This window comes from Bradyrhizobium sp. CCGB20 (assembly GCF_024199855.1).
Lineage (GTDB): Bacteria > Pseudomonadota > Alphaproteobacteria > Rhizobiales > Xanthobacteraceae > Bradyrhizobium.
This window is the reverse complement of the sequence record NZ_JANADN010000001.1, coordinates 735,412-757,385: the sequence shown is the minus strand read 5'-3', so window position 1 is coordinate 757,385 and position 21,974 is coordinate 735,412. Positions and strand designations below refer to the sequence as shown.

28 protein-coding genes and 1 tRNA gene are annotated in these 21,974 nt (G+C 62.5%); 11 read left to right on the top strand and 18 right to left on the bottom strand.

The features are described 5' to 3' along the window. The first annotated feature begins 42 nt into the window (after positions 1-42). Positions 43-768: an alpha/beta hydrolase gene (locus NLM15_RS03530; RefSeq protein WP_254115299.1), complete on the top strand. Its 726-nt coding sequence runs from the start codon at positions 43-45 to the stop codon at positions 766-768. Positions 769-809: 41 nt separating this feature from the next. Here NLM15_RS03530 and NLM15_RS03525 read toward each other — a convergent pair whose 3' ends face one another. Then, complete coding sequence (locus tag NLM15_RS03525) at positions 810-1,694, bottom strand: LysR family transcriptional regulator (protein ID WP_254115298.1); 885 nt, start codon at positions 1,692-1,694, stop codon at positions 810-812. A 102-nt stretch (positions 1,695-1,796) separates the two neighbouring features. On the opposite strand from NLM15_RS03525, the gene NLM15_RS03520 reads away from it, so the two are divergent. Genes NLM15_RS03520 through NLM15_RS03510 form a run of 3 tightly spaced genes read left to right on the top strand, consistent with a single transcriptional unit; the run spans position 1,797 to position 3,295 of the window. Further along, positions 1,797-2,225 carry a DoxX family protein gene (locus NLM15_RS03520; RefSeq protein WP_254115297.1) on the top strand — a complete coding sequence of 143 codons (429 nt, stop codon included), beginning with the start codon at positions 1,797-1,799 and terminating at the stop codon, positions 2,223-2,225. Between the two features lie 19 nt (positions 2,226-2,244). Further along, positions 2,245-2,706 carry a DsrE family protein gene (locus NLM15_RS03515; RefSeq protein WP_254115296.1) on the top strand — a complete coding sequence of 154 codons (462 nt, stop codon included), beginning with the start codon at positions 2,245-2,247 and terminating at the stop codon, positions 2,704-2,706. Further along, a complete protein-coding gene (locus NLM15_RS03510; RefSeq protein WP_254115295.1) occupies positions 2,699-3,295 on the top strand; it encodes a TlpA disulfide reductase family protein in 597 nt (198 codons plus the stop codon). Before NLM15_RS03515 ends, NLM15_RS03510 begins: the two co-directional genes overlap by 8 nt. A 6-nt stretch (positions 3,296-3,301) precedes the next feature. Here the strand turns inward: NLM15_RS03510 and NLM15_RS03505 are convergent, their stop codons facing one another. From NLM15_RS03505 to NLM15_RS03495, 3 genes are all read right to left on the bottom strand, one after another. After that, entirely contained in the window at positions 3,302-4,441 is a 1,140-nt protein-coding gene (locus tag NLM15_RS03505) for an amidohydrolase/deacetylase family metallohydrolase (protein WP_254115294.1), read from the bottom strand. Positions 4,442-4,641: 200 nt separating this feature from the next. Further along, positions 4,642-6,102 (bottom strand): catalase, encoded by a 1,461-nt coding sequence (locus NLM15_RS03500; RefSeq protein ID WP_254115293.1) that lies wholly within the window; start codon positions 6,100-6,102, stop codon positions 4,642-4,644. Positions 6,103-6,168: 66 nt separating this feature from the next. Further along, entirely contained in the window at positions 6,169-6,810 is a 642-nt protein-coding gene (locus NLM15_RS03495) for an HD domain-containing protein (protein ID WP_254115292.1), read from the bottom strand. 105 nt (positions 6,811-6,915) lie between these two features. Between NLM15_RS03495 and NLM15_RS03490 the strand changes: the two genes are divergently transcribed. After that, positions 6,916-7,899 carry a GlxA family transcriptional regulator gene (locus NLM15_RS03490; protein ID WP_254115291.1) on the top strand — a complete coding sequence of 328 codons (984 nt, stop codon included), beginning with the start codon at positions 6,916-6,918 and terminating at the stop codon, positions 7,897-7,899. Between the two features lie 14 nt (positions 7,900-7,913). Here the strand turns inward: NLM15_RS03490 and NLM15_RS03485 are convergent. Continuing rightward, positions 7,914-7,990, bottom strand: a tRNA-Arg gene (locus tag NLM15_RS03485). A gap of 386 nt (positions 7,991-8,376) precedes the next feature. On the opposite strand from NLM15_RS03485, the gene NLM15_RS03480 reads away from it, so the two are divergent. Next, positions 8,377-8,889, top strand: coding sequence for a hypothetical protein (locus tag NLM15_RS03480; RefSeq protein ID WP_254115290.1), 513 nt, complete (start codon positions 8,377-8,379; stop codon positions 8,887-8,889). A 132-nt stretch (positions 8,890-9,021) separates the two neighbouring features. Here the strand turns inward: NLM15_RS03480 and NLM15_RS03475 are convergent, their stop codons facing one another. From NLM15_RS03475 to NLM15_RS03465, 3 genes are all read right to left on the bottom strand, one after another. Then, positions 9,022-9,339: a hypothetical protein gene (locus tag NLM15_RS03475; RefSeq protein ID WP_254115289.1), complete on the bottom strand. Its 318-nt coding sequence runs from the start codon at positions 9,337-9,339 to the stop codon at positions 9,022-9,024. Positions 9,340-10,546: 1,207 nt separating this feature from the next. After that, entirely contained in the window at positions 10,547-11,197 is a 651-nt protein-coding gene (locus NLM15_RS03470) for a hypothetical protein (protein ID WP_254115288.1), read from the bottom strand. Positions 11,198-11,390: 193 nt separating this feature from the next. Beyond that, positions 11,391-11,702: a VRR-NUC domain-containing protein gene (locus NLM15_RS03465; protein WP_254115287.1), complete on the bottom strand. Its 312-nt coding sequence runs from the start codon at positions 11,700-11,702 to the stop codon at positions 11,391-11,393. 330 nt (positions 11,703-12,032) lie between these two features. Between NLM15_RS03465 and NLM15_RS03460 the strand changes: the two genes are divergently transcribed. Then, positions 12,033-12,530, top strand: coding sequence for a hypothetical protein (locus tag NLM15_RS03460; RefSeq protein WP_254115286.1), 498 nt, complete (start codon positions 12,033-12,035; stop codon positions 12,528-12,530). On the opposite strand, the gene NLM15_RS03455 is transcribed toward NLM15_RS03460, so the two are convergent. Next, positions 12,531-13,076: a hypothetical protein gene (locus NLM15_RS03455; protein WP_254115285.1), complete on the bottom strand. Its 546-nt coding sequence runs from the start codon at positions 13,074-13,076 to the stop codon at positions 12,531-12,533. It lies immediately after the preceding gene. A gap of 94 nt (positions 13,077-13,170) precedes the next feature. Here NLM15_RS03455 and NLM15_RS03450 point away from each other — a divergent pair, with 94 nt between their 5' ends. Continuing rightward, entirely contained in the window at positions 13,171-13,347 is a 177-nt protein-coding gene (locus NLM15_RS03450; RefSeq protein ID WP_254115284.1) for a hypothetical protein, read from the top strand. Positions 13,348-13,438: 91 nt separating this feature from the next. Here NLM15_RS03450 and NLM15_RS03445 read toward each other — a convergent pair whose 3' ends face one another. Continuing rightward, the gene (locus NLM15_RS03445) at positions 13,439-13,690 is read right to left on the bottom strand and encodes a hypothetical protein (protein WP_254115283.1); all 252 of its coding nucleotides are present in this window, start codon (positions 13,688-13,690) and stop codon (positions 13,439-13,441) included. Positions 13,691-13,700: 10 nt separating this feature from the next. Then, complete coding sequence (locus NLM15_RS03440; protein ID WP_254115282.1) at positions 13,701-13,931, bottom strand: hypothetical protein; 231 nt, start codon at positions 13,929-13,931, stop codon at positions 13,701-13,703. A 324-nt stretch (positions 13,932-14,255) separates the two neighbouring features. Between NLM15_RS03440 and NLM15_RS03435 the strand changes: the two genes are divergently transcribed. Together NLM15_RS03435 and NLM15_RS03430 are read left to right on the top strand one after the other, a co-directional pair. Further along, on the top strand, positions 14,256-14,609 hold the full coding sequence (locus NLM15_RS03435) for a glyoxalase/bleomycin resistance/extradiol dioxygenase family protein (RefSeq protein ID WP_254115281.1): 354 nt from the start codon (positions 14,256-14,258) through the stop codon (positions 14,607-14,609). Positions 14,610-14,732: 123 nt separating this feature from the next. Further along, on the top strand, positions 14,733-15,026 hold the full coding sequence (locus NLM15_RS03430; RefSeq protein WP_254115280.1) for a GYD domain-containing protein: 294 nt from the start codon (positions 14,733-14,735) through the stop codon (positions 15,024-15,026). 58 nt (positions 15,027-15,084) lie between these two features. On the opposite strand, the gene NLM15_RS03425 is transcribed toward NLM15_RS03430, so the two are convergent. The 5 genes from NLM15_RS03425 to NLM15_RS03405 all read right to left on the bottom strand — a co-directional run bounded on the left by NLM15_RS03425 (position 15,085) and on the right by NLM15_RS03405 (position 19,827). Continuing rightward, positions 15,085-16,041 (bottom strand): tripartite tricarboxylate transporter substrate-binding protein, encoded by a 957-nt coding sequence (locus NLM15_RS03425; RefSeq protein WP_254115279.1) that lies wholly within the window; start codon positions 16,039-16,041, stop codon positions 15,085-15,087. 49 nt (positions 16,042-16,090) lie between these two features. After that, positions 16,091-16,462, bottom strand: coding sequence for a dimethylsulfonioproprionate lyase family protein (locus NLM15_RS03420; RefSeq protein ID WP_035708285.1), 372 nt, complete (start codon positions 16,460-16,462; stop codon positions 16,091-16,093). 26 nt (positions 16,463-16,488) lie between these two features. Continuing rightward, entirely contained in the window at positions 16,489-17,127 is a 639-nt protein-coding gene (locus NLM15_RS03415; protein WP_254115278.1) for an RraA family protein, read from the bottom strand. Positions 17,128-17,153: 26 nt separating this feature from the next. Next, positions 17,154-18,671 carry an AMP-binding protein gene (locus NLM15_RS03410; RefSeq protein WP_254115277.1) on the bottom strand — a complete coding sequence of 506 codons (1,518 nt, stop codon included), beginning with the start codon at positions 18,669-18,671 and terminating at the stop codon, positions 17,154-17,156. A 127-nt stretch (positions 18,672-18,798) separates the two neighbouring features. After that, on the bottom strand, positions 18,799-19,827 hold the full coding sequence (locus tag NLM15_RS03405; protein ID WP_254115276.1) for an alpha/beta hydrolase: 1,029 nt from the start codon (positions 19,825-19,827) through the stop codon (positions 18,799-18,801). A 209-nt stretch (positions 19,828-20,036) separates the two neighbouring features. On the opposite strand from NLM15_RS03405, the gene NLM15_RS03400 reads away from it, so the two are divergent. Beyond that, on the top strand, positions 20,037-20,672 hold the full coding sequence (locus tag NLM15_RS03400; RefSeq protein ID WP_254115275.1) for a hypothetical protein: 636 nt from the start codon (positions 20,037-20,039) through the stop codon (positions 20,670-20,672). 20 nt (positions 20,673-20,692) lie between these two features. Here NLM15_RS03400 and NLM15_RS03395 read toward each other — a convergent pair whose 3' ends face one another. Both NLM15_RS03395 and NLM15_RS03390 read right to left on the bottom strand, forming a co-directional pair. Beyond that, complete coding sequence (locus NLM15_RS03395) at positions 20,693-20,908, bottom strand: hypothetical protein (protein WP_254115274.1); 216 nt, start codon at positions 20,906-20,908, stop codon at positions 20,693-20,695. A 22-nt stretch (positions 20,909-20,930) separates the two neighbouring features. Continuing rightward, entirely contained in the window at positions 20,931-21,932 is a 1,002-nt protein-coding gene (locus NLM15_RS03390; RefSeq protein ID WP_254115273.1) for a 2-dehydropantoate 2-reductase, read from the bottom strand. Positions 21,933-21,974 lie beyond the last annotated feature (42 nt).

Genomic DNA, 21,974 nt, shown 5'->3' with positions numbered 1-21,974 from the left:
GCGTCATGTCGATCTAACCACATCCTGCGGAGGAGCTACAACATGTCGACCTACGTTCTCGTCCACGGCGCCTGGCACACCGGTGCCGAGCTCGAGCCTGTTGCGGCCCCCATCCGCGCCGCCGGCCACCAGGTCTACCTGCCGACGATCAAGGGCAACCGGCCGGGCGATGCCAAGACGACGGGGCTGAAGGAAGCGATCCAGTCGATCGCCGACTACCTCGCCGAGAATAATCTCAAGGATGTCATCCTGCTCGGCCATTCCTATGGCGGCATGGTCATCACCGGCGTCGCCGACCTCGTGCCCGAACGCATCCGCCGCCTGATCTACTGGAACGCCTTCGTACCCAACAACGGCGAATGCCTGAACGACATGGTGCCGCCGCACTATGTCGGGCTGTTCGACGCGATCGCGGCCGAGCGCGGCGACGGCTCGGTGGTGCTGCCTTTCCCGATCTGGCGCGAGGCCTTCATCAACGATGCCGATCTCGAGACGGCGCAGAGGGCCTACGACATTCTCAATCCGCATCCGCTCGCGACCTTCAGCGACAAGATCGCGCTCAAGGCCAACCCGGCCGAGATGCCGCTGGCAAAATCCTACATCAACTGCACCGAAGACACCGCGCTACCGCACAGCTATGGCTGGCATCCGCGGCTGTCGGAGAAGCTCGGCCTGTTCCGCCTGGTGCAGGTGCCGGGAAGCCATGAGCTGTGCTTCTCCGATCCGGTACGGCTCGCCAAGGCAATCATGGAGGCGGGACGCGACTGACAGGTGCATCCGCGCGATTGATCGCGCGGTCGCTGTAGCGGTCACCTCATCCGCCTGTCGGCGGCGACGAAGTCGATGAAGGTTCGCACCTTCGCGGAGAGGTATTTGCGGCTCGGATAGACCGCGAACAGCTTGCCTTCGAAGATGACCTGCCCGGGCATGACGTGCTCGAGCCGTCCTGCGGCGATATCCGCGGCGACCAGCCATTTCGGCAGGAAGGCGAGACCCATGCCTTGCAGCGCGGCCATGTGCAGCAGCGTTTCGTTGCCGCTGCGCAGCACCGGATTGAGCTTGACGGTTTCGGTGCCGTGCTCGCCCGTGAAGGAGACGCTCTCGCCCGGATAAAGCGCGTAATGCAACATGGCCTGGCCGGCGAGGTCGGCCGGTTTGGTCGGAGGTCCCGCCCGGTCGAGATAGGCGCGGGTCGCGACCATGTAGAACGGGACCCTGGTGATGGGGCGCGCGATCAGCGCCTCGTCGGGCGTGCCGGTCGCGCGCAGGGCGAGATCGAATCCCTCCTCGACCAGATTGACCAGCCGTCCACTGAGATCGACGTCGAGCCGCACATCCGGATAGCGCGCCTGATAGTCCGCCAGCACGCCCGCGAAGATCGTGTTCGCCATCCAGACCGGCGCGGTCAGCCGCAGCGTGCCGTGCGGCACGACGGTCGCGTTGCTGACCGCGGCCTCGACCTCATCGAGTGAATCGAGCATCTGCCGCGCCTGCTCGAAATAGAGCGCACCGCTTTCGCTCAGGCTGACGCGCCGGCTGGTCCGGTTGAGCAGCCGCGTGCCGAGCCGCTTCTCGAGCTGCATCACGTGCTTGCTCGCCATCGCGGGCGAGATGCGCAGGCGCTGCGCCGCGGTCGCAAAGCTCTTCAGCTCGGCGACCAGGCAAAACACCCTCATGCTGACCAGGGAATCCATGAGATCATCAACATCCAGGAAAGGAACCGATCCCGGAACATATAATGATGTAGGAATGCGAAACTATCAAATGGTGGCGATCATCAGTGATCGGAGCCCCCCATGTCCACCACCACCCTTGAGACCGCCACGCCCGGCCGCGCCCTCCGCATCGGCCTCTGGGCCGCCCAGGTCGTCCTCGCCTTCGTCTTCATCTCGGCAGGGTTCGTCAAGCTGACCACGCCGATTCCCCAGCTGGCCGCGATGATGCCATTTGCGGGCGAGTATTCCGAAACGTTCGTTCGCTCCGTCGCCCTGGTCGATCTCGCCGGTGGCATCGGCATCCTCCTGCCGGCACTGACCCGCATCCTGCCGCGACTGACGGTGCTGGCCGCGCTGGGCTGTAGCGTGCTGCAGGTCTTCGCATTCATCTTCCATATCTCGCGCGGCGAAGCCGCGACGACACCACTCAACCTCGTCCTGCTTGCGCTCAGCCTGTTCGTGTTGTGGGGACGCAGCCGCAAGGCGCCGATTGCTGCCCGGCAATTCTGACCGGCGAGACAGCACAGCCATGATCTCAGCCAATGGATGGTCCCGCAGGGGCCTGCTTGCGGGCACCGCGATCCTTACGGCCGGCAGCACCGCCGCGGCCAAGGAGGATCGCCTCACTGAGGGCGTCGTGATCCTGATCGACAGCAACGAGCCCTATGTCATGGGTCATGCGATCAGCTACTCGGCCAATCTCTCCAGGCACTTTGCCGAGAGGGGCGCGAAATTGCTGATCGAGGTCGTCGCCAACGGCAAGGGCATCGACGTCTTCAGGGCGGACAAGACCCCGCTGGTCGAGCCGCTCGCGACGCTGCGGCAGTCGCTGCCCAGCCTCACCTACAGCATGTGCGCCTCGTCCAAGACGATCGCGGAAGCCAAGGAGCAGATCTCGATCCCGCTGATCCCGGGCGCCAGCCTCGTCCCGTTCGGCATTGGACGCGTGGTCGATCTGCAACTCAAGGGTTGGGCGTATATCCATGCGTGACGCGGCGCGCGAAAGCGACTCAGTGCTGTCGCGGCGGTCGGTTCTGATGGCCGCGCCGGTGCTTCTGGCTACTGCGCGCGCGGCTTGCGCGCAGGAAGGCTGGCCGCCGGTGTTCGAGGCCGGCCGCAGCCAGTTCACGGTGGTGCGGCCGCGCGCGGCAATGCCACAGCTAAGGCTTCAAGACATTGGCGGCAGAGACGTCTTGGTGACCGCGAAGCCGGGCCGCATCACCCTCGTCAATTTCTGGGCGACCTGGTGCGCGGCCTGCCGGCTCGATCTGCCGGCGCTCGCAAACCTGGCGGGATCGCGGCCCGACCGGCTCGACATCGTCGCGATCTGCACGGACACCAAAGACCTTGCCAAGATCCGCAAATTTCTCGGCAGCCTCGCCGTGCAAAACCTCGCCTGCTTTGCCGACACCTATGGCGCTTCGGCCGAAGCGTCCAAAGCGATGTTCCCGCTCGTCGGCATGCCCATCACCTATCTGGTCGGGGCGAGCGGCCGGGTCGAGGGATATATCGCCGGCGCCCCCGACTGGCTCTCACCGGCGGGCGCGCGCCTGCTGCAATTCTATCGCGAGCAAGGTTAGCGCCGCTCAATTCGGATGCCACCAGCGGCCGCCGATGACGACGCCCTCCGAGACGATCTTGCGATCGCCGATCAGGTGCTCGCCGACGACGTCCTCATAGTCGAACTGGCCTTGCCTGACCGTAACAAGCGTGGCGTCGCCAACGCTGCCCGGCTTCAGGCTGCCGAGCTCGGGGCGCCGCAGCGCCATCGCCGCATTCACCGTCGACGCCGCGACGACGTCCGACAGATCCATGCCCATGCACAGGAATTTCGACATGGTGGTGACCTGGTCGAAGGCCGGGCCGTCGATGCAGAGCTGGTGAATGTCGGACGAGATCGTGTCCGGATGGAAGCCGTTCGCCAGCATCGCGCGCGCGGTCTTGAATGCGAACGAGCCCTTGCCGTGGCCGATGTCGAACAGCACGCCGCGCTCGCGCGCGTCGAGCACCGCACGCTTCACCGTGCCTTGCGCAGTCGCGGGCGTGTTCGGGAAAGGGCGGAACGCATGGGTGAGCACGTCGCCGGGACGCAGGCGCGCCAGCACCTCCTCATAGCTCGGCGGCGGATGGTCGATATGCGCCATCAGGGGCATGCCGACCTCGTTCGCGACCTCGAGCGCGATGTCGAGCGGCACCGCCCCCGAGGTGCCCGAGGAGTGCAGGCCGACGCGCACCTTGATGCCGACGATGAGGTCGCGGTTGGCATCGGCCACCTTCGCGGCCTCGATCGGATTCATCAGCCGCAGCTCCTCGCTCTCGCCGACCATGATCCGGTGCGAGAAGCCGAAGATGCCGGCATGCGAGACGTGCAGATAGGCGAGGATGCGGACCTGGCTCGGCTCGATCACATGCTTGCGGAAGCCGGCGAAATTGCCGGGACCGGCGCTGCCGGTATCGACCGCTGTGGTGACCCCGGACAAGCGGCAGAATTCCTCGGCGTCGATGCCGAGCGAGGTGCCGCCCCAATAGACATGCGTGTGGAGATCGATCAGCCCCGGCGTCACGATGTAGCGCGAGACGTCGCGAACATCGGTAGCAGGATCGGCCTTCAGCCCGCTGCCGATCGCGGCGACTTTACCACCCGAAAATGCGACATCCGTCACGGCATCGAGCTTCTGCGAGGGGTCAACCACGCGGCCGCCGCGCAGGATCAAGTCGAAAGGCATTCTGGTCTCCGGGTATCGCGATGAGGCGGCCGACCGTCAGTCAGCCGAAAGGAAGGAATCCTCCCACTTCTAGCAATTTTTGCGCCGGAGTCCTTGGCAAACACGGACGATGCCACATGCCAAAATGGCGGCCCCGGGAATAGTCGCGCCTCCGGCTCGCCGGCCGGAAGCCGCCTCTTCCCGGGATCGTCTCAACGGGACTAAGCCGAGCGAACCGTGGCAAGACGCTCCAGCGATTCGCGGACACCGGCGCCATAGGCCGGATCGGCCTTCGTGCAGTTCGCGATGTGCCGCTCCTGGATGTGGACCGCAGCACCGCCGACGGCACGTGCCGTATTGTCGAACAGGATCTGTCGCTGAGCCGCGTTCATCTTGCGAAACAAATCGCCGGGCTGCTGATAGTGGTCGTCGTCAACGCGGTGATCCCAATGTGCGGCCGCGCCGTCGATCTCGAGCGGCGGCTCGTTGAGATCGGGCTGGTCGGCCCACTCGCCGTGGCTGTTCGGGAAATAGGTCGGTGTTCGTCCCAAATTGCCGTCCGTCCGCATCGCACCGTCGCGATGGTAGCTCTGATACGGGCATTTCGGGGCATTCACCGGAATCAGATGGTGGTTGACGCCGAGACGGTAGCGCGCCGCGTCGCCGTAGGAGAACAGTCGGGCCTGCAACATCTTATCAGGCGAGAAGCCGATGCCCGGAACGACATGAGCCGGTGAGAAGGATGCCTGCTCGACCTCGGCGAAGACGTTTTCCGGATTACGGTTCAACTCGACAGTGCCGACCTCGATCAGCGGAAAGTCCGCCTTCGGCCAGACCTTGGTCAGATCGAACGGATTGAACGGAAACGCCTTGGCCTCATCATCGGTCATGATTTGCACGAACAGGGTCCAGCGCGGGAAATCGCCACGCTCGATGCTGCCGAACAGGTCGCGTTGATGCGACTCGCGGTCCTTGCCGACGAGCGTCTCGGCCTCGGCATCCGTCAGGTTCACGACCCCCTGCTGGGTGCGGAAGTGAAACTTCACCCAGCACCGTTCATTGGCGGCGTTGACGAAGCTGTAGGTGTGGCTGCCGAAGCCGTGCATGTGGCGATAGCTTTTGGGAATGCCACGCTCGCTCATGACGATGGTGACCTGGTGCAGCGCCTCCGGCAACAGCGTCCAGAAATCCCAATTGTTGTCGGCGCTGCGCATTCCTGTGCGCGGGTCACGCTTGATCGCGTGATTGAGATCGGGGAAGCGCAGGGGATCCCGGAAGAAGAACACGGGGGTGTTGTTGCCCACCATGTCCCAATTGCCTTCCTCGGTGTAGAACTTCAGCGCAAAGCCGCGGATGTCGCGCTCGGCGTCGGCCGCGCCGCGCTCGCCGGCGACGGTCGAGAACCGCGCGAACATCGGCGTCTGCTTGCCAACTTCCGAGAATATCTTCGCCTTGGTGTAGCACGTGATGTCATGCGTCACGGTGAAGGTACCAAAGGCGCCGGAACCCTTGGCGTGCATGCGCCGCTCGGGAATCACCTCGCGATCGAAGTGAGCCAGCTTCTCGATCAGCCAGATGTCCTGGAGAAGCGCAGGGCCGCGGCGGCCTGCGGTCATGATGTTGAGGTTGTCGCTGACGGGAGCACCGGTCGCGTGCGTGAGGTGGGGAGGTTTGTCACTCATATGTTGATTCCTGATCCGTGATTTGGGGAAAGGCGGTCGGGCCGCGTTGCAGCGCCGGAAGGCCGCTCAGCCGTGCCAATGCGAGCCGCGGATGACGCTGCAGAAATTGCCGCGATGGAAATGCGGCTCCTTGTCGGCGATGACGTCGGCCTTGACGTTGCCGAAGGTCGTGTCCGGCTTGTAGCTGATGCCGTCGTAGAACGCCTGGATGATGTCTTCCTTGAAGTGCGGCGTGCGCGGAAATGCCTTCACCACCGCCTCGCGCTCCGCATCGGAATAGTCCTTGTAGGTCAGCCCGAGGACGTCCATTTCGACACCGGCCGTCACCAGGGCGACGACGGGATGCATATGCTGCGGCACGCCGGGCGTGGTGTGCAGCGCGATCGCGGTCCAGACCGTATAGGCGTCGGCTTCCGAGATGCCGTGGCTGCGCAGGAAATCGCGCGCGGCGTGCGCGCCGTCGACCTCGAACCGTTCGTGCTTGCTGCCATGGCCCGGCATCAGGCCGATGTCGTGAAACATGGCGCCGGCATAGAGCAGCTCGCGGTCGAAGGTCAGCCCGCGGCGGATGCCGGCCAGCGCACCGAAATGATAGACCCGGCTGGAATGGTTGAAGAGCAGGTCCGTCTCGGTATCGCGGATGTAGTCGGTGATGGCGCGCGCCAGCTTGCTGTCGGGAATGGCGGCGGCTTTTGCAATCTCTTGCATGATGGTCTCCTGAAAATCTCTGGTGGCCGCCAAGCTAGATCCGGGCTATTTTGTCCTCAATTGACGTAATACGTCATAAACGGACAAATACCGACCGAGGCGGACATGGGCGCGAAGCCGAAACCGAGGACTGTCGTGATCGTTGCGCTGCCCGGCGTGCAGCTTCTCGATGTCGCCGGCCCCCTCGACGTTTTCGCCGAGGCGAACTTGCAGGCCGGCCATCAGGCCTATGCGCTTTTCGTGGCGGGGGCGGAGCCGGGTCCGATCCGCAGCTCGTCGGGGGTGCGGCTGATGCCCGATCGCATCATCGATCGCGGCTTCCAGGAGAGCATCGACACCTTGTTGATCGCGGGATGCCCGAACGCCGCCGACGTGCCGGCGGACGGCGTGGTGATCGACTGGCTCCGCCGCCGGGCGGCCAGAACCCGGCGCTTCGGTTCAGTGTGCAGCGGCGCCTTCTTCCTGGCAGCGGCGGGTCTCCTCGACGGCAAGCGGATCACGACGCATTGGGCGGTCGCGGACCGGCTTGCCGAGAAATTCCCGTCGGTCAGCGTGGACAAGGACGCGATCCATGTCACCGACGGCAAGCTCCGCACCGCCGCCGGCGTGACCGCGGGGCTCGATCTCGCGCTCGCGCTCGTGGAGGAAGATCTCGGACGCGAGACAGCGATGAAGGTCGCGAGCCAGCTCGTCATGTTCTTCAAGCGCCCGGGCGGGCAGATGCAGTTCACCCGCAAGGGAGAGACCGTCCCCGCCGGCCGCGCCGCGCTACAGGAGCTGCAGCGCTGGGTCGCCGCCAATCCCGGGCTGGATCATAGCGTCGCGAGCCTCGCGGCGCGCATGGACATCAGCCCGCGTCACTTTGCGCGGCTGTTCCGCGCCGAAGTCGGAATCACCCCCGCGACCTGGGTCGAGGAAGCCCGCGTCAATGCCGCGAGGCGCCTGCTGGAGCTCGGCAACGAAGCCCCCAAGCAAGTCGCCATGCATTGCGGCTTTGCCGACGCGGACACCTTGCGCCGTGCTTTCGCCCGCCATGTCGGCGTGACACCTGCCGAATACCGCAAGCGCTTTGCGCGGATATCGGCTTGAAGCGAAAGCAAGAATGGCGATCCCGGGAAGACTCGAACTTCCGACCTACGGTTTAGGAAACCGTCGCTCTATCCGGCTGAGCTACGGGACCGGTATTTGCTTTCAACGGATTATTGCGCCTCGCAAAATCGTTTGGCATCCCGCTGACATCTTGGCATCAACGCCGCTCTTATATGGGTATCCGCTCGCAAAAGAAAGCCACGCGTCTCGTCGTTCATCGGGAGCGGGTTTAGTCCATCCTTCGCTGGGTCATAGAGCTTGGCGCCCCGCTTCAAAATGGGCTCGTCTGAAATACAAGGGAGCCCTTCGGATATGAAAAGTGTTTCTCGGCTAGACCGATCTGTAGGTGGTTCATGGCCGGCAGTCACGGCAGGCTGATCTCCGTGCCGTGACAGGACCAAGTCCGTGCGGGACCGCCGACCGGAAATAGAACTGCCCCCGAATTATGTCATGGTTTGTGCAACCAGGGAGGGAAACATGGCTGAGGAAGTAAATTGGGTGCTTGCCGAGGAGCCGGAGCCGACCGAACGAGAGAAGCTATTTGAGGAAACTCACAAGAAGTCCATGGAGCGCCAGGCTCGCATCGACGACATGATGCAGGCCGTAGTGAAGGCGCAGGTCGTTGTCGAGGGGTCGCTGATCGAGATGCTGGAAGCGTATGGGAAGGACCCAGCGCATTCCTTCTTTACGTCTAAGAAGATCAAGGTGCTAGGGGACATTGACACCGGAGTCGGCAGACCGATGTGGGACCTTCTGCTGCAAGCCTCCTACGTCCGAAACGAGCTCGTCCATTCCCTGAACGAAGCCAAGATTAAAGAGGAGAGCGACAAGACGCGGGAAGCGTACCTCGCGATCACGCCAAACGAGCGTCAGAAGCAATCGATCCGAGACATGACCGACACTCAGATGGTGACGAGCGCTATCTACCACTGCGGCAGCCACATCGTAGTCGCTACTGAAGCGAAACCGGCCGCGGATAAGAAAAAGTAGTCACCTGCGCTTGGGTTTCCGGTGGGCGATGTACGTGGCGGTGCATTCTCCAACAATGAGAAGCAAGACGGCGCTGAATGTCAGCGCGTCGTGGACATTGTAGATGATTGCAGCCCAGCCGAGCGTCTTCATTTAGAAGGTTGCCTGCTTCCGTGCTTGGCGGGCTTCTGCGGCGTTGAAGCGATACCCGGTCATGAACCCGTGACCGTGGTCCAGATGCTCCAGACCGATCAGGGCAAGGTAGACATAGCGAGGTAGCCGCTTGGTCGACTTCTCCCAGGAAATGATCGTCTGGCGAGATCCCACTTGGAGGGCCATGCGCAGCATTTCCTGCGTAAACCCGTGCTTCTTGCGCCACGCCTTCAGATCGGCTCCAGTGATCCCCGGACTGGCAAGATACGTCGTATCGTGGATGTCCAAATCCGCAACATTTTCGGTCCCGTCGGTCATCGTTGGCCTCGAATTGTATGATTCGCCCGCATCTCGGGCTCATACAAACTAGGCGAACAAAGTTAACATCATCCTAAAGGTCAGGCGGCTCACGTGACGCTGGCGGCATATTGGACGGCTCTGCCGTTCCAATATCGGCGCTGCTGTTCGTGAGGCGTGTGGGTTGAGCGAGCGGAGCGAGCTCCGTTTCCAGACGTCCGTTATGTCCGTTTGCGAAGCTGTCCAATTAGGTGATTGGCGGGACGCTGTTCGGCCGGCGGCAGGTATTTGGAACACAGGCACCGCCGTCCCTTGTGGCGGATTTCGCACCTACCGCTTACACGGCGAACGGCCCACTGATGGTGGGCCGCTGCATGTCCGCAGGCGAAGCAGTCGGTCATAGCTAGTGAATGGTTCTCGGCTTTATGAAGGCCAGCCAATGGGTCTTTGAGTTTTTGCCTGATGGATGACCAAACAACGGGGCAACAGGACTAAGCGCGAGCACTTCCTTAAGCGGTATATTATGCTCGTTCCACTTGAAGATCAGAACGCCGTCCGGTTTGAGGGCGCGGAAGCACTCACGGAAGCCTCGGCTAATATCCTGCTTCCAATCCTTGGAGAGCCGCCCGTATTTCAGAGCCTGCCAAGAACACGAACGTCGTATCCGGCATCTTCGTAAGGTTTACTCCATGAGCCGCCGCCGCAGAGGTCGAGAATGATTGGTCGCTCCACACCTCCATCGCCATACCCGACCCGAGGGCCGGCCACGTCGCACTATCTGCTATCGCTCCATCATATCATGCGAACGTGCGCAATCGCGCTTGCGGGCTTGGTGGAAGTGGATAAGCACTGCCACTGATCTGCACTGATCGAAGGGTGAATTGCCGCCCAGTGGAGCACAGCCGCGACTTCCTTATTCTGGAACGGTCCCAGCCCATTACGGAGTAATGGACGTGTCAGGGACACACACGGCGCACAAGCTATCGCGGCGCCGACCGGAGGGAGGTGTTCGATAGTCTTGGGTGACGGGGGTGTCCCTCATCGACGATAAGGAAGATGAAGGGCAGCAAGGGAAAGAGAGCAAACCAGAATAAGGAAGTCGCGGCTGGAAGCCGTGGCGAAACGGGGCGGAAAAGCAAGGAATATCAGCGCGGAGCGGCAGCGGATATAGAAGGGGAGAATAGAAAGAGAGAGCAAGGCGGGATGGATAGGCCGTTCTAGAGCTCGATCAGACCAGCCGTTTCATGAATTGGCCGATGATCGATCGCGTGTCCTTATCGTTCGTGTGATGAAAGGTACCGTCCGGCAAAAGGAAGAACCGGCTGTACACGTGACCGTCCCGTGCGACAAATTCCAGGCGGCCATTTAAGACACGCCACGTATGCTCATTGTCATTTCGGCCCTCGCCGACTTCGCCATTCGGAAGGAAGGTGACCAGCTTGGACCGACCAGTGGTCGGGTTGAAGGTGAGCTGGTATTTATTCTTGATCGCCACCCGAATTTTATGCTCGGTCTCTTCGGTGATGCGCTTATTCACGTCTGCGAACCGGGGATCGGGCGCAGGGAGCGCCGGCTCGTTTGCCTTCTCTGACGGGACAAATGTCGGCTCCTTGCGTTCCTCTTCAATTAGAAGCGAGGCCAGCACATTCTCTGAAGCCTTCGGGTCTTTCGTCGCCGCCGCGATGGCGGAATCCTTCAGCTTTATCGTCTCGTCCTTGAGAGCGAGCTGCGCCTTTTGGGTATCAATCACGCCCTGGTGCCGGAGGCGGCTCAGGAAGTAGCCGATCATAATGCCGGCGAGGATTGCCGAAACGAACTCGACGGGATGCTGCTGCCACAACTTTGCTGCGTCGCCGAAAATAGCAAGGAAGCTGCCCATGGCTCACCGAAAAGGTTCAAAGAATCGGCGAAATGTAGCACAGGTTGTGCTGCCGAATTAATCGGTCAGGGTGACGGTCTTGGGGGCGAGGCCGATGGGATCCACCGGGACTTCACTGAAGTAGGCGGGAGCCAACTGAGGTTCACTGCGCTAATCGTAGTACTGCATGGCGGTGATTGATGAAGCTTGTAAATTAATCGACCCAGTGTATCTCAACTTCGATGCCGATTTTCTTGAGAAACTGGTGCATGCGGAGCTGATCTTTGAGCCCTAGATTGTGATGAACGCGGCCGTTCGGCGGAATTTTTTCAGCGTACTGGCTTCCGGCTTTCACTTCAACGAAGCGCGCCTTTCTGGTAACGGGATTGAAAGCAAAAAGGTCAGGCCAGCCAGTTTTTAGGACGACAAAGTCTTCTCGGTCTAACTGATCTGCAACAACGGCTTCTCTCCGGTTAGAGATTTTCGCCCTTTTGTACTCCTTCCTCCCACTCAGTTTGAGAACCATACTGCTTTGTTAGACTGCGGAGATGCGCCCCCTCCCCCATAGACTCTAGGTCTTAGGTTCGGAAAACGCGTCTCCAACTCCGTTCTGCTCCGTTGAGTTGCCCGCAGTGTTTCGCCATGCGGTAGGCCGCGCGAGAACAGGCTTATTAACGTCCCCCTGTTGCCCCCCTCAGGACATCAGCGATGGCCGGCAACACAAAAACCGCCGGTAAGGGCGATTAATGTGATGCGTTGCCGATAAAGGCGCGGAAGGCTCCATTTGCTGAAACGCTCTGCGCCTTATCCTTTATCGATCGCACAGACATACTGTACCATCCCGCCTGAAGGGGAAATGAAGGGGACTGCGGATATGAATTTCCGGCGCGGCTTCTTCCGGCTGTGGGCGCTCGGATCAATCCTGTTCGTTCTGGGCGTGGCAGCCTTTTCCTATGACGACGTGGCGGCCGAGTTCAAGCGGGACAAAGCTGCGCGGGAGTGGAATGAAATCGGCCTCATGCTGCTGCCGGTCCATTGCAAAGATGCGAGAGGGAAATCAGGCACCGACTATACGGGCCGTGACGGGCCGTGGGCTGATTATTCAGCCGAAGGCCAGTGCATGTACAAGATGGGCGACTTCAGACGCCTCTATCCGGAATATAAGGACCTGTCGGATAACGATTTGGTCGATAGGATATACAAGCAGGCGAACCGACCTATCAAAGACACGCCGCAGCCGTGGTGGTTCTTGGGTCAGGCGGTAGCGATGGCGGTAATCGTCCCGCTCATCGTGTTTCTGTTCGGATGGGCAATCGCCTGGGCACTGGCAGGTTTCCGCAGGAAAGAAGCATAATCACTCGTCGAGCGGAGCGACGTGCTGAATGGTGCCGTCCTCCTGAATGCCGCGCCGCTGAAACTGCCACGCGGTGAAGAAGTCGAGGCACGTATTCCAGTAGAGAGAGCGGGCGTCTGCCGTTGCAGCGTCAGGAAACATATCGCTCCGGCGTTGGACGAGACTGAGCTTCCGGCAATGTGCCGCGATCTCGGGGTGCTTGAAGTTGAGCTCGTGCATACTGTGGGCGAATAAATTGCGGACCTTATTGATGATCCGCAGGTCGTCGCGTGAGCGCTTTTCGATGTACCGGGCGGCGTAGGCCAGCGTGATCTTGGCGGAGGTGGTCGCCAATATGGCGTTTCCTCCGCCCTCGAACACCTTGTCCTCTTCGCTCTTGTCGATTCGCATCCGCTCCCGGAAGACCATTTCCAACGCGTAGTCCACATACGCCGCGGCGGTGATCGCGAGCATGTGGTCCGGCGCCTTTCTCAAGCTGAGAAGCACGTCGACTTGCTGGTCTTCCGTGGGACGTTTCTTGAGAGGATTGGGGTGTTTTTCTCTCATGCGATCACCGCGCAAAATGCAGAAATGTGCTGCAATTATAGGGGTTTTCTGCTATAAGACGAGTCGTACCAACCACTCAAAAAGGAGTTTGAAAATGTCGTACAAAAAGTTTGTGAGAAGGCCGACGCCGAGCGCGAAAAAGAAGTCCCGCCTGGACGAAAAAATGCGAGAAATTCGCAAGACTCGATCCAGTGTCGGCAAGGCCGCCTTTTTTGGGGTAAGCACCTTTCTTGCGGCCTTGCCGACACTGGATGTGGTTGGCATTTTTTGACCGATTCGCCAACACCGCATATCGACGCACTACAGTATTATGAACAGAAAAAGCCCCGTTGAGGGGCTTTCTGTTTTTCGGGCAGAGGTCTTTAGAAGCCTGCTGACCAGCGCGCGAGGTTGATCTTGCGGATGAGACCGTAGGCAACCTGCGCCGCTGCGATCGCTGACAGAACCCAGAACGTGATGTTGCTGAGCGATTCTGCAAACTGCGTAATGTCAGCATCCGTCCAGCCAAATACGATCATCGTGAGCGGAGCGAGGGCGAGTACAAAGCCCTTCACCGCGCGGGACGACTTAGCCGGGTTAGCCGACGACGTGATGAACCATAGAAAGAAATCCATACGTTAGTTGTTAGCTTGTAACCGGCGCTTTGCTGGTGAGCGCCGTCACCATCTGCTTGAGTACGTCGGCGAGGGCGCACATCGCCCCGAGCACCACACTGCGGTCGACCGCGCAAAAGCCGTTCCAGTAGTCCATAAGATCGAAGGAATTATCCGCGTCGTTCTTGTTGATGAGGTTTCCGTCCTCGTCGATCCTGCGCTGGCGGTTGAATTGCTCGCAGTCCCGTATCTGAGAAGGCAATCTTTGGCATCGGTTTGGCATCCTCGTTCGTGTGGTGCGGTGGGGCCGCACGACGAACGACGGGCAATTTAACCGATTTAAAAAAGAGAAAACGGACGTCAAGGAGCAAGGTGGAATACGGTGCGTAATTGGCCGTTTTCGGGTTAGGAAACCGTCGCTCTATCCGGCTGAGCTACGGGACCGCGGAACCCGCGGGTGCGGGTTCGAACTCCTCATAGCAGAGCAGGATTCGGTTCGCCAGCCGCAAGGCGGGCCGGATCATCGTCAAGGCGAACGGGGTGGCTGTACAATCGCTCCCAGATCCCTCTCGGCGGAGCAGCTCACATGATCGAAAGCATCAGCGCCATCACGCTCGGCACGCATGACATGGGGCGCGCCGTGCACTTCTACCGTTCGCTGGGGTTCGAGCTCCTGTATGGCGGTGAAGCCGCGGCATTCACAAGCTTTCGCGCCGGCACCGGCTATCTCAACCTGACGGCGCAGCCGGACGACAAGCGCTGGTCCTGGTGGGGCCGCGTCATCTTCTATGTCGCCGATGTCGACGAGACCTACGAGCAAGCGCGCGCTGCCGGGTGGCAGCCGCTGACCACGCCGCGCGATGCGGAATGGGGTGAGCGCTACTTCCATCTCACCGACCCCGACGGTCATGAGCTCAGTTTCGCGCGGCCGTTATCCTGACAGAGCAAGTCACAGCCGCTGACGTTCCCAACGCGCAAGTGGCGCCGCCTCGGCCGCTGTGGCAAACTCGGCGCGGTTGCCTCAAGCGAGAACTGTATCTGGTTCTAACCAGGGAGGACGACCATGGTAACCTATGTCGTGCTATCGAACTTCACTGATCAGGGAGTCCGCAACGTCAAGGACTCGCCGAAGCGGGCCGACGCCTTCAAGGAGATGGCCAAGACGTTCGGCGTGACCGTGAAAGAGATCGTCTGGACGCAGGGACGATATGACGTTGTGACCATTCTCGAGGCTCCAGATGAAGCTGCCGCGATGTCGCTCAGCCTTAGTCTCAGCGCACTCGGCAACGTCCGCACCGAAACGCTGCGCGCGTTTTCGGCAGCAGATATGACAAATATCGTCGGCAAGATGCTCTGACGCTCGAGCCCGCGCGAGCCCACCGGACCCGGGATGGCAATCCGGGGAATAAGGCCTCTTATGCCCTGATATTGTTGTCCTTCACCACCTTGCCCCAATAGGCGACCTGCTTGTCGAAGAAGGTCTTGAAGGCGGCGCCGTCCTCGAGCAGCAGGGTCATCTGCTGGGTCTCCTTGAGCTGGGCGGCGGTCGCGGGCTCGCTCAGGATCTCCTTCGACGCCGCCGCGAGGCCTGCGACGATGTCAGGCGGCGTGCCCGCGGGCGCGAAGATGCCCCACCAGGCCAACGTCTCGAAGTCCGGAAAGCCCGCTTCGATCGCGGTCGGCGTATCCGGCAGGCCCGGCAGCCGCTCGCGGCCGAGTTGCAGGATCGGTCGCAGCATGTTGGTGCCGAGCTGGGCTGCGACCAGCGCCGCCGATCCCGCGATGAGATCGACATGGCCGCCGAGCACGTCGTTCATGGCCGGGCCGCCGCCGCGATAGGGCACATGCATGATCTCGACGCCGGCCTTGTTGCCGAGCACGGTCATCGCGAGATGGCCGAGCGTGCCGATGCCGACGGAGGCGTATTTCACCGCGCCGGGCGTCGCCTTGCAGGCGGCCACCACGTCGGCAAAGCTCTTGTAGGGGCGGCCGGCGCCCGCGGCGATCACATAAGGCGCCGTGCCGACCAGCAACACCGGCATCAGCTCGCGCTCGACATCGACCGGTGGCTTGTCGAGGATCGACGGGATCACCGCGTGGGAATCGAAGGTGACAAGGAAGGACGAGCCATCAGGCGGGCTCTTGGCGACCTGCGCCGCACCGAGCGCGCCGGCTGCGCCCGACTTGTTCTCGACCACGACGATGCGATTGAGCTTGGTTTGCAGATTGGCCTGCAACAGCCGCGCCATCGCGTCGGTCGATCCGCCCGGCGGGAACGGCACCACCAGCGTGATTTTCGAGGCCTGCGCGCTTGCCGGTGCCATCGCGAGGATGGCGGGCGCGGCCAGCAGCGCCCGTCGTGTGATCGTCATGGTCCCCTCCCTGTTTGGTTTTGCGCCTGGCTTTTTGCTCTTTGGCGCTTTACGTCGTGCCGAAACCCGAACCCGCTTTTTTGTATTCTGGCCTTGGCGGACTAAAGATGTCCAGCACGCGGGCGCCGTCGGGGCCGGCGCGCATGGTGTGCGGCACGTTGCCGGGCGTGCGCCAGAAATCGCCCTTCTTCACGGGAATTTCCTCATCGCCCTGGACCCGGATGGCGGAGCCGTCGAGCAGCACACCCCATTGCTCCTCGGGATGATGATGCAGCGTGCCCTGCGCATGCGGGGCCAGCGTCACCACCGACAGCATCGCCTGCTCGCCGGAGAAGATGCGCGTCGTCACGCCTGCCGCGAGCTCGCGGAACAGCCCGTCGCTGGCGTCGTCGATGTTATGAAATTCGTCCTTCTGGCTCACGCCCTTCTCCCCTTCGTTTTTTCTGATCAGGATTTCCCATACGAGCCCTGGTAGCGGCCCTCGCGGATCGCCTTCATGGTCTCCTCCTCGCGCGCGACCTGGGCGCGGACCGCTTCCAGCAGCGCAGCCGCGCCCGCGGCGGGAAACGACACCACGCCATCCTCGTCGCCGACGACGATGTCGCCGGGCGAGATCACGCTACCGCCGATCGAAACCGGGATGTTGATCTCGCCGGGGCCGTTCTTGTAGGGGCCGCGATGGATCACGGCGCGGGCGTAGCAGGGAAAGTCGTCAGCCGCGAAGGCCGCGACATCGCGGATCGCACCGTCGATGACGTAGCCCTCTGCTTTGCGCCACTGCGCGATGTTCTTCATGATCTCGCCGACCAGCGCGCGGGTCTCGTCGCCGCCACCGTCGACCACGATGACGTCGCCGGGGCCGACCAGCTCGAGCGCGCGGTGAATGGCGAGATTGTCGCCGGGACGGGTGCGCACGGTGAAGGCTGTGCCCACCAGCTTGCCGCCGCGATGATAGGGTCTTAGCCCGACCGCGCCCGGCAACCGGGCGAGATTGTCTGAAATGACCGAGGTCGGCGCACCGCGAAAGCCCTCGATGATCTCGGCCGGCGGTTTGGGCACGCTGTTGGCTGCGATGGTGATCGTCATGTCGAAGAGTCCTTTCGTGAATTTTCTTATTCGGCGTGCGCCCGCGCCCTTGCCGGCCAAATCCGGAAGGCGCGCCCTTCCTTCATCCATGCTGCGCGCTCGTCGCGCAACAGCGTGCGGCGGACTTTTCCGGAATCATCACGCGGCGGGACGCTGACGATCTCGAAACTCTCGGGGTGCTTGTAGCGGCTGAGCCTATCGCTCAGGAAGTCAGCCATGCCGTCGGCGATGGCCTGGCCATCTGCATCTAGCTCCGGTTCGATGATGGCGTGCACGCGCTGGCCCAATTCCGGATCGGGCAATCCCACCACCACGCAGGACGGAACGCCGGGAACCTCGGAGACCGCCGCCTCGACCTCGGCCGGATAGATGTTGGCGCCGCCGCGCAGCACCATGTCGGCGAGACGGTCGCCGAGATAGAGATAGCCTTCCGCATCCAGCCGGCCGATATCGCCGAGCGATTCCCAGCCGTCCGCGCGGCGCTTCGGCTCGGCGCCGAGATAGTGATAGGTCGCGTCCTTGCCGTCATTGTTGAGGAAATAGATCTCGCCGGTCTCGCCGGGCGCGACGTCATTGCCGTCCTCGCCGACGATGCGCAAGCGTGCCATCTCGCCGATCTTGCCGACCGAGCCCTTGTGCGTCAGCCATTCCGTGCCGGAGATGATGCAGGAGCCTTGCCGCTCGGTGCCGCCATAGAGCTCCCAGACCCGCTCAGGTCCGAGCCAGGCGATCCAGTTCTCCTTCAGCCATGGCGGCATGGGAGCTGCCATGTGGAACACGGTCTGCAGACTCGACACGTCGTAGGATTTACGCACGCTCTCAGGCAGCGCCCAGATCCGGTGCATCATGGTCGGCACGAAATTGACCCATTGCACGCGCTCGCGCGCGATCTGCCGCAACGTTTCCTCGGCGTCGAACTTGACGAGGCCGGTGAGCTGGCCGCCGGTGAACAGCGCGTAATGCGACACGATGAACGGCGCATTGTGGTAGAGCGGACCGGGATTGAGCAGCGAGACGCCGAAGGGGATGTTGAGCGGCGGCGCGGCGACGGTGTCGGTCACCGCCGGCTGATGATCGAGGATCACTTTCGGGCGGCCGGTCGAGCCGCCGCTGGTCATGGCCTTCCAGTAGCGGGCCACCGGCGGATTGAGCGGCTCATCCGAAAAACCCTCCGGCACGAAATCAGCAGGCAAACGGTTCGGCGCATTCCAGTCGGCCTCGCCGCCGACCACCAATGCAGGCTTCAGAATGTCGAGCACCGCGGCGGCTTCGCCGCGCGGCAGCCGCCATGACAGCGAGGTCGGCGTCGCCCCGCACTTCCAGACGGCAAACGACGTCTCGAAGAACGCGTTGCCGTTGGGCAAGCCGATCGCGACGAAGTCGCCGGGCTTGACGCCCTTGGCCATGAACGCCCGCGCGCGCCGGTTGGCGCCGCGTTCGAGCTCGTCCCATGTCAGCGTGTGCTGCCCGTGACGGACGGCGATCGTGCCTTGCGGCTTGCGCTCTGCGTACCAGCGCGGCACGTCGGACAGGGGCAGTAGCATCAGGTGTTTCCACTTCGTCTTCTTGGCGCCGCCTCGGGATGAGGCGCGTCGCGAGACGAAGTGTAACAGCCGGAGCTGGGCCTACAAGGTATCTGCCTACAAGGTATCTGCCTTCAAGACATCCGCATCAGCGCTCAGCTCCGCAGCCCGGAATATCGAACAGCGCCGCGAGGCCGCATTTCGAGGTCAGCATCTTGTCGCCGTCATGGCCGACGCCGGCGACGTCCCACACCCGGTGATTGGGCGTGCCGCGGTCACGCTTGGCCATCGCGTCCGCATAGGCGTGGCCGCGGGCATAGCGATACGGGCCCTGCGCCTCGGCCATGCAGCTCTTGTCCAGCGCGGAGTGCTTTGGATTGGTGTCGAGCGTGCCGAGCAGATAGATCACCTCGCGCTCGACATAGCGCTGCTCGAGCGCCGCCGGCGTGACGTTCGCAAGATAGGGCGGACGCCCGTCCATGCCGTATTTCCAATTGTTGAAGCCCGGGCAGGATGCGGCGATCTTGGGCAGTGGCCGCTGGTCGCTGAAATAGGCGTAGGAGGAGGGATTGGCGACGACGTAGCGGACGTCGATATGCTGGCGCGACAGCGCCGCCTCACCTTTTCCGGCAATGGCGTAGCGCTGCGCGACCTGGCCGCCGCCGGAATGGCCGGCGACGACGACCTGCTTCAAATTCGGGAAGATGCGCCGATCCGAGAGTTTTGCGAGGATCGCATCGAGCGCTTCGAAGGATGACACCGGGTTCGGCGCCAGCGCGGCGTCGCCGCCCTCCCATCCCTCCAGCGACCAGCGCAGGGTGTCCGCCGGCAGCTTGTACGCCTCGATGTCGATCTCCGCCAGGAACTGCGGCACGATCATCAGCGCGCTCTTGCCGTAATCGCCCGCTGCGCCCTGCGCGGTATGGGCTGACATGTAATATTCGTCGGCATTGCGCAGGCGTCCATGCAGCACGATGACGGCACGGGAGATCGCGGGCAGCGGCAGCGACCAGTCGCTGGAGAGATAGAGCGGCAGCATTCCCTGCCCGCCGACCGAGAGGCGCGCGTCGGCGATCGCCCTCACCGGCTTGCGGTTGGGTGCATCCTCGTCCGCTGCGAATGCATGGCTGGACATGAACGCCAGCGCGATTGCGGCGAGACGGGCCAACGCTCTCATGACGGACATTCCCCTTCGAATTCAAACCGATAAAAGTCTAAGCGCATCATGTGCCGCGCGGCTGTGACTCCCGCGCCACGTCAAGCAAAAAATGTCAGCATTACAGCCATGAAAATCCCGAGTTCCATGGGTGACAAACCGGCGATAAAGGGGCAAAAATCCGCCCCGACTCAGTTCGGGTTGAGTTTTGCTAGGAATGCTCCCGTAGAATGTTGTTCGTGTTCGCATCGCGTCGCGCGGCGCTTGTCGTTGCCGCAGCAGGATTTTTTCTGCTGACGCCGTTGCATGCCCACGCGCAATGGTGGAAGCGCGCGCCTGTCGATTTCGAGGAATGCGCCGACGCCGCCGAGAAGGCAGCGAACAAGACCGAGAAGACAGCTGCGCTTGCCAGTTGCAACGCCAAGTTCGCCGGCCGCCGCAAGGCAGGCGGTGGCTATTCCTATTACGATTTCCTCCAGGACCGCACCTTCGACATCGCTGGGCCAAACCCGACGCCGGAGGAGCAGAAAAAGATCGACGAATCCTACACCGCCTACCTCGCCAATCAGCGCCGCAGCAATGAAGCGGCCCAAGCCGCCGCGCGCGAGCAGCAGGAACAGCAAGCGCAGAAGCTCCAGCAAGTCGCACTGCGAACCGAGGTCGAGCGCCTGCCGGTGCCGGTCGCGCGCGTGCCGGTGCCGGTCGAGCGGCCGAAGGTGCAGCAGGCCGCGAGCCCGCGACCGAAAGGTGCGCCCTGCACCAAGGGCTCGTTCTCCTGCGAATGGCCGCGGCTGTCGGAAAGCCTGAACGATCTGAAGAAGCTGTTCAGCCCGACGCCGAGCAAGCCGCCGGCGAAGAAGGGCTGAGTCAAGGGCGCTGTCACGCTTCAGTTCGGCTGCTTCTTCTTAGTCCGCTTCGGTTTGACCACCGGCGCGGTTACCGGCTCGGTGACCGTCGGCGAGCTACCCAACTGCGACCGGCTCTCCTGCAACCGCCTGTCATAGCCTGGAGAGCTCATGACCGTCGGCGGCCTCGCGTAGGCAAGCGTCGTTGCGCCGCAGAGCGCCGCCAGCGCGAATCCGATCACCAAACAACGCCTCATCGCGCCCCCCTGCACTCTCGCGCTACCCGCGGATCTGCTGCGGCGTCAGCCGAGGTGGACCATTGCCTGCCGCCTCGGCCTCCTTGATCAGCGCAACAATGCGGCGCATCAGCGGCGCCTCGACGTTGTTCTGCTCCGCGAGTGCAATGACTGCGCCCTGGAGATAGTCGATCTCGGTCGTGCGGCCTTGCTTCAAATCCTGCCACATCGAGGAGCGCGCCTCGGGATCGATCTTCATCGTACGGCCGAGGATCGCATTGAAGATCATGTCGGGCAGCCTCAGCAGGGTCGGCGACCACTTCATCGGGATCGGCGTCGACGAGACCGGCGCGATGCCGGCGGCAGTCAGCGCGGCGAGACCTTCCGCCATCTGGTCGGCGAACAGTTTTCGCCAGTCGCGGTTCGCCAGTTGCGCGGCGAGCGGCATGTCGGACAGCGCGCTGAGCGCATTGTTCAGATTGATGATCAGCTTGCCCCATTGCACGCCGGTGATGTCCCGGCTGGCGCGCATGGCAAGACCCGGCACCGACAGCGCGGCGGCCGTATTCGCCTCGTCCTCGCCGACATGGATGTCGCCGGAGGTCGAACGGTGAAAACGCCCCTCGCCCATCGCGATCACGTTGAACGGCACCATGCCGGCGAGCACGCGCCGGCCGCCGAGGCGCTCGCGCAGAACCGCGACATTGCCGATGCCGTTTTGCAGGGAGACGATGACGGCATCCTGCGGCGCGTGCCGCGCGATCTGGTCCGCGACATCGGCGGTGTCGGCGCTCTTCACCGTGACCAGCACGATGCCGGCGTTGTGGAAGATCGCGGGATCCTCCGACAGCGCGAGCTGGCCCGCACCGAGCTTCTTCTCGGAGCCGTCGAAATCGGTCAGCCGCAGGCCGAACCGCTCGATCTCGGTTTTGACCCGCGGCCGCACCAGCAGCGCGACGCGGCGGCCGGCAGCCGCCAGCATGCCGCCGGCGAAACAGCCGATGGCGCCCGCGCCGGCCACCACGATCGGTCGATCCGCAATCACCAGACCTCGCTCCCTTAATATCCCGCCTTCGATAGCAGAGGC

Excerpts from the sequence above, each read along its gene's own strand:
- NLM15_RS03530 (WP_254115299.1), top strand. The coding sequence starts at position 43 with ATGTCGACCTACGTTCTCGTCCACGGCGCCTGGCACACCGGTGCCGAG.
- NLM15_RS03525 (WP_254115298.1), bottom strand. The coding sequence starts at position 1,694 with ATGGATTCCCTGGTCAGCATGAGGGTGTTTTGCCTGGTCGCCGAGCTG.
- NLM15_RS03520 (WP_254115297.1), top strand. The coding sequence starts at position 1,797 with ATGTCCACCACCACCCTTGAGACCGCCACGCCCGGCCGCGCCCTCCGC.
- NLM15_RS03515 (WP_254115296.1), top strand. The coding sequence starts at position 2,245 with ATGATCTCAGCCAATGGATGGTCCCGCAGGGGCCTGCTTGCGGGCACC.
- NLM15_RS03510 (WP_254115295.1), top strand. The coding sequence starts at position 2,699 with ATGCGTGACGCGGCGCGCGAAAGCGACTCAGTGCTGTCGCGGCGGTCG.
- NLM15_RS03505 (WP_254115294.1), bottom strand. The coding sequence starts at position 4,441 with ATGCCTTTCGACTTGATCCTGCGCGGCGGCCGCGTGGTTGACCCCTCG.
- NLM15_RS03500 (WP_254115293.1), bottom strand. The coding sequence starts at position 6,102 with ATGAGTGACAAACCTCCCCACCTCACGCACGCGACCGGTGCTCCCGTC.
- NLM15_RS03495 (WP_254115292.1), bottom strand. The coding sequence starts at position 6,810 with ATGCAAGAGATTGCAAAAGCCGCCGCCATTCCCGACAGCAAGCTGGCG.
- NLM15_RS03490 (WP_254115291.1), top strand. The coding sequence starts at position 6,916 with ATGGGCGCGAAGCCGAAACCGAGGACTGTCGTGATCGTTGCGCTGCCC.
- NLM15_RS03480 (WP_254115290.1), top strand. The coding sequence starts at position 8,377 with ATGGCTGAGGAAGTAAATTGGGTGCTTGCCGAGGAGCCGGAGCCGACC.
- NLM15_RS03475 (WP_254115289.1), bottom strand. The coding sequence starts at position 9,339 with ATGACCGACGGGACCGAAAATGTTGCGGATTTGGACATCCACGATACG.
- NLM15_RS03470 (WP_254115288.1), bottom strand. The coding sequence starts at position 11,197 with ATGGGCAGCTTCCTTGCTATTTTCGGCGACGCAGCAAAGTTGTGGCAG.
- NLM15_RS03465 (WP_254115287.1), bottom strand. The coding sequence starts at position 11,702 with ATGGTTCTCAAACTGAGTGGGAGGAAGGAGTACAAAAGGGCGAAAATC.
- NLM15_RS03460 (WP_254115286.1), top strand. The coding sequence starts at position 12,033 with ATGAAGGGGACTGCGGATATGAATTTCCGGCGCGGCTTCTTCCGGCTG.
- NLM15_RS03455 (WP_254115285.1), bottom strand. The coding sequence starts at position 13,076 with ATGAGAGAAAAACACCCCAATCCTCTCAAGAAACGTCCCACGGAAGAC.
- NLM15_RS03450 (WP_254115284.1), top strand. The coding sequence starts at position 13,171 with ATGTCGTACAAAAAGTTTGTGAGAAGGCCGACGCCGAGCGCGAAAAAG.
- NLM15_RS03445 (WP_254115283.1), bottom strand. The coding sequence starts at position 13,690 with ATGGATTTCTTTCTATGGTTCATCACGTCGTCGGCTAACCCGGCTAAG.
- NLM15_RS03435 (WP_254115281.1), top strand. The coding sequence starts at position 14,256 with ATGATCGAAAGCATCAGCGCCATCACGCTCGGCACGCATGACATGGGG.
- NLM15_RS03430 (WP_254115280.1), top strand. The coding sequence starts at position 14,733 with ATGGTAACCTATGTCGTGCTATCGAACTTCACTGATCAGGGAGTCCGC.
- NLM15_RS03425 (WP_254115279.1), bottom strand. The coding sequence starts at position 16,041 with ATGACGATCACACGACGGGCGCTGCTGGCCGCGCCCGCCATCCTCGCG.
- NLM15_RS03415 (WP_254115278.1), bottom strand. The coding sequence starts at position 17,127 with ATGACGATCACCATCGCAGCCAACAGCGTGCCCAAACCGCCGGCCGAG.
- NLM15_RS03410 (WP_254115277.1), bottom strand. The coding sequence starts at position 18,671 with ATGCTACTGCCCCTGTCCGACGTGCCGCGCTGGTACGCAGAGCGCAAG.
- NLM15_RS03405 (WP_254115276.1), bottom strand. The coding sequence starts at position 19,827 with ATGAGAGCGTTGGCCCGTCTCGCCGCAATCGCGCTGGCGTTCATGTCC.
- NLM15_RS03400 (WP_254115275.1), top strand. The coding sequence starts at position 20,037 with ATGTTGTTCGTGTTCGCATCGCGTCGCGCGGCGCTTGTCGTTGCCGCA.
- NLM15_RS03395 (WP_254115274.1), bottom strand. The coding sequence starts at position 20,908 with ATGAGGCGTTGTTTGGTGATCGGATTCGCGCTGGCGGCGCTCTGCGGC.